Below are 4542 nucleotides of genomic sequence, written 5' to 3'. Positions count from 1 at the left end.
CTCAGATCCGCTGACCACGACTGGTTGTCSRGGCTGGCCGGMGGATTGAAGTGGCGGCTTTGGCAYGGTCGAGCGCAGGAAGCCATGCGGCGCCTGGCCACGATGCTGTACGTCTTGGGCAAGTCGACGGTGTGCCGCAAGCCGGCCGYGCGTCAGATYCGRARGCTCACCCTCGAGTTGCTCGGCTACCTGGTGTCGGCAGCGGGATGCAAGGTCGCGGGATGGGACAGGGGCGTCACTCGGACCCCGACTATCAACAATGGCGCAACGAGCAACTCGAGCGCTTCGACGATGATTTCGAAGCATTCCGGCGCGAGCGCTACGGCAAGTTCGCCGAAGAGTTCAATACCTGGCGCAGCAATCGCTCGAACCATAAACCCTCGAAGGAGAGTTCGAGTGCGGATTCGCCGGGCGCTACGGGCGGTCAAGGCAGTTCGGTGAGCGCGGCCTCGTCCTCCTCAGGCAGCAGTCGCGCCAGCGACGGGTCCCCGTCCAAGCAGCACAGCTGACCCCGTCAGGCACAGCCCTGCCATTCAAGGCGTGAGGGCGACAGTCCTCCGCCTGTTCGTTGAATACACGGTAGCCCTGTGGCGCTTCTGCCAGCGGCACCCGGTGGGTGATGATTGCCTCGGGCTGAAGACCCCCATTGCCGTCTGCCCGCCCTGAATCGTGATCCCCTTCTCGAAGGCGTCGCAATCCACGCCCCCCATGACCTCGCGGCGTTTGCCGCATGCCTACCGTCATCGTCAATGCGCTTCGACGGGGCGCTCCCAACCCTGCCCATCGCGGGCAATCCAAGGAGATGGCATGGCAACAGACGACGGCCCAACTCGGCAATGGCGTTCCCAAACGAGACCCGATCACGGGCGCGCCCGGCGCGCATCCAGTGGGCACCGGCCTCGGTGCCGCAGGCGGCGACCTGGCCGGCGCTGCGGCCGGCTCGCTCGCGGGCCCGGTCGGCACGGTGGTAGGCTTGGTGGCAGGCGCCGTGGTCGGCGGGCTGGGCGGCAAGGCCGCGGCCGAAGGCGTCAACCCGACGGCTGAGGACGCCTACTGGCGCGAGAATCACAGCCGCCAGTCGTACGCGGAGGCGGGCCGCAGCTACGACGACTATGCCCCGGGCCTACGAGATGGGCTGGTCGGGCCGCAGCACGCGCGGCACCGATTTCGACAGCGCCGAGCCGGTGCTCGCCTCCGAATGGGAAACCCGGCGCGGCGCCTCGAKCCTAGCGTGGGCGGATGCCCGGCCTGCGACCCGGGCCGGCCTGGGAACGCGCCGACGAGGTCTTCTACTACGCGAAGCAGGACAACGGCAGCGACATCGTGAGCCACGAGGACCTGTCCAATGACGACGTCGTCGACATCCTGAATGACCTGCTGGAGAACGCGCGCGACGGCGAATACGGCTTTCGCACCTCCGCCGAGCAGGTAGAGACCGCACAGGCGAAGCAGCTCTTCGCCAGCCGCGCCGAAGTCTGCCGGCAGGCAGGCGAGGAGCTGATGCAACTCGTGCGCGCCTATGGCGGCGAGCAGGCTTTGGACGCTCTGAGTCCCCCGATGCCCTCGCTGGGCTACCCGTCAATGGAGGATTACAAGGCTTCTCGCGCCCCAGTCCAGACGCTACCTTGCGTCAACTGGATAGGCGAGTTCCCACTTTGTCTCGCGCAGAGAGTGCCTTGATTCGATCATCCACGGCCTCAACCTTGGGGGCTTTCAAGGAGACCTCTATGAAACAGCCATCGGACACTGACGTGCAGAAGCCCGCGAGTGAATCAACCATGAGCCCGGGTGACGAAGCGCCTGAAGGAACGCCCGGAACCGGGGAGAAGCTTTGCCGGATCTGTGGCGGATCGGGCCGCGACCCAGAACGCCGCCCCTGCGAGAATTGCTCCGGCACGGGCAAGGTGACTGTCGGCATCGGGGGCGCGTAGCCCGACAGGTGGTGTCGGTCAAGGAGTCAAACTGCTCGACGTGTTCCCACTGGCGGTCAGGTGGGCGCGGAGTGTGGCTCGCAGACAGCGCGAGCGTTGCCGCCTTGGCCGCGGCACTGCAGACGCAGCGTGCGGCCTACCGCGATGGCAAGCCCGCGACTCCGTCGAAGCTGCGCACGCTACTCGGCCGACTTCTGCGCAAGAAGCCTTGAGCAGCGTCCGGGTTGTGAACGCATCGCCAGGCCCTCATGCCCCGATGGCGTGGACGCCTGGCACTTGTTCGGCACGCCGAACAACTGCCGTGACCTTCCTGACTTGAAGCACATCCGTGCAGTGTTCGTCATGCCGAACGTCGGCGGCGAGTGAGGCCCGCCACCGGGCGATGGCGGGCGGAGCCGAGAAACGATTTCAACGCGAGCGACGCTTCGCCGTCCCTCGCGGGCACGCTCGGAGCGTTCGAAGGCGACGCGCTGTTTCACGGCCGCGTAGTAGCACCAGGCCACGTCGACGGTCTCCCGGGATCGCAAGCCATTCGCGCGAAGCCCGATCACGCCCCATGAGCGTCACCATCATCGCGCGAAGGCCACGCTCGCGCACCATGGCTGACGTCTCCCGGGTGACATGCGCCAGTGCAAGCCAGGTCACCAGCCGGTGACAACCCGGCAGCGGCGACTGCTTTGCAAAGCAGGCCAGCTGGTGCAACGAGCGGCCGTTGGCCTCATAGAGCGCGTCGGCCGCCCCGAAAAACGGACGCGATGCGTCGACGATACATTGCTGCCGGACGGTGAGATCGGAAGTTTGCGGTCATGGTGAACTCCTGTGGAACGACGCAGGCGGGATTGCCTGCGTGGCCCCAGCTCCCTCGCCGCAGCCCAGCGCTCATGGCCGCCGCGGGCGCGCGGCACGCGCCGAGCACGCGAAGCGCGCGCAGGGCCTTGAACGCGAGAACGGTGAGGTAGCGTGAAGCCACCCAGGCAAGCCCTCACCGCCCTCGGCAGGCGCCCCGATGCCTTCGTCCCCGCTCCCGCTCCGAGAGCCTCGTCCCGCGAGCCATCCGCGCTCGAAGCTTTGCGGGAGCTGACGACGTGGTGGCTTGCGGCCAACTTCGGCTGACAAGTTCGCCAGGAAGACGCTCGGCCAGCTTGGCGACTTGGCCACGCAACGGGACGTTCGAGGATAGGCGCCGCGCCAGGCGATTTGACCCAGGAGAACGTCGGGCCGCCGGGCACGACCCTGGCAACTTCGCGCCGCGCGGCGCGGCCTCTTGAGGCCGAGATGTGAAGTCCACGCCAATGCGCCTCGAGGAAGCGGAAGGATTCACGGCCGTCAGGGTCGAGCCTCGCGGGCACTCGCTCGGCCTGGCATCGAACGCGCCGGCCGCCCGACCGTGCGGCGATCAATCATCATGGAGGCAATGGCTGTTCCCGCAGCTCAAGACGCGAATTCGCCGCTATCGCGACCTKCTGAATCGCGCGGTAGACCTCGGCCTCGATCGCTAGCAGTGCCTCGTCGCCGCGGCGCTTGCCGACGCCCCTACAGGCGCATCTCGACGCGGGTGTCCAGCGCATCGCCRTCGGAGTTGACGAAGGCGACCACCCCGTCGTCGACGCGCCGAAACGCGATGTCAAAACGGCTGGCACCGACGGACATCCCCACGAGGCTGAGCGATTCGATCCCGGCGGGGAGCCGCGGACGGCTGATTTGCAACGTGTCCATCCGCGCGTCGATGTTGATGCCGAGGCACGCTTGCAACAGCATGAAGACCGAACCCGCCGCCCAGGCCTGGGGCAGGCACGCCACCGGGTAGGCGATCGGCGATTCGCCCGAAGCTCGCTTGAAGCCGCAGAATAGCTCGGGCAGGCGAAGCCCGAAGAACGCGGCGGCTTCGAACAGGTTGTTCAGGAGGCGGACCGCGCCGTCGCGATCGCCATACCGCGCCACGCCGGCCCCGCATAGCGCCACGTCGTGCGGCCAGACGGAGCCGTTGTGGTACGACATCGGATTGAATCGCGGCATGTTCGCCGCGAGCGTGCGCACGCCCCAGCCAGAATCAAAGACGCTGGAGAGCAACTGCTTGGCGACCACCCGGCCGCGCTCGGCCGAGGGCAGACCGCTGAACAGCAGGTGGCCGGCGTTGGAAGCGCGCACGCGGCAAGGCTGGCCCCCTCCATCCAGCGCCAGCGCGTAGAACTGCAGATCGTCCATCCAGAAGGCCTGCTCGACGCGCGCCGCGAGCGCGGTCGCGGCGCTGTTCCAGTGGCTGGACGCGATCTGATCGCCGCGCCCGCCCGCCAGGGTAGCCATGCCGCGCAAGGCCGCATAGGCGTAGCCCTGGACCTCGACGAGCGCGATCGGTCCGACGGGGGAGCTGCCGTCGGCGTGAAACACGGAGTCGTGGCTGTCCTTCCAGCCCTGGTTCGCGAGCCCCGTGGTCTCTCCGCGGGCATAGCCCAGAAAGCCACCGTGGCGCGCCATGTTGCCCTCTATCCAGGTCGTCGCCGCCAGCAGCGCATTCCAGATGTCATCGATGAAGCGGGGGTCGGCGGTGCGCTGCGCGTATGCGGCAGCCAGCATGACGAACAGCGGCGTGGTGTCGACGCCGCCGTAGTAC

General features: G+C 67.5%; 4 protein-coding genes. 3 read left to right on the top strand and 1 reads right to left on the bottom strand.

Annotated elements, in window-relative coordinates; genetic code table 11:
- The first annotated feature begins 221 nt into the window (after window positions 1–221).
- The 3 genes from AC1DY5_RS42995 to AC1DY5_RS42985 all read left to right on the top strand — a co-directional run bounded on the left by AC1DY5_RS42995 (window position 222) and on the right by AC1DY5_RS42985 (window position 1680).
- On the top strand, window positions 222–509 hold the full coding sequence (locus tag AC1DY5_RS42995; protein ID WP_478120530.1) for a hypothetical protein: 288 nt from the start codon (window positions 222–224) through the stop codon (window positions 507–509).
- A 221-nt stretch (window positions 510–730) separates the two neighbouring features.
- A complete protein-coding gene (locus AC1DY5_RS42990; RefSeq protein ID WP_478120529.1) occupies window positions 731–1327 on the top strand; it encodes a hypothetical protein in 597 nt (198 codons plus the stop codon).
- Complete coding sequence (locus tag AC1DY5_RS42985; protein ID WP_478120528.1) at window positions 1324–1680, top strand: PA2169 family four-helix-bundle protein; 357 nt, start codon at window positions 1324–1326, stop codon at window positions 1678–1680. The genes AC1DY5_RS42990 and AC1DY5_RS42985 overlap by 4 nt, the downstream gene beginning before the upstream one ends.
- Window positions 1681–3464: 1784 nt before the next feature.
- Here the strand turns inward: AC1DY5_RS42985 and AC1DY5_RS42980 are convergent.
- The coding region (locus AC1DY5_RS42980; protein ID WP_478120527.1) for an amylo-alpha-1,6-glucosidase at window positions 3465–4542 on the bottom strand (1078 nt) is incomplete at its 5' end.

The organism is Variovorax sp. P4_D9 (genome assembly GCF_056401695.1).
This window is presented reverse-complemented; position numbering and strand designations above follow the sequence as displayed.

Coding starts and splice junctions, on each gene's coding strand:
- AC1DY5_RS42995 (WP_478120530.1), top strand. CDS start 222: ATGGGACAGGGGCGTCACTCGGACCCCGACTATCAACAATGGCGCAAC.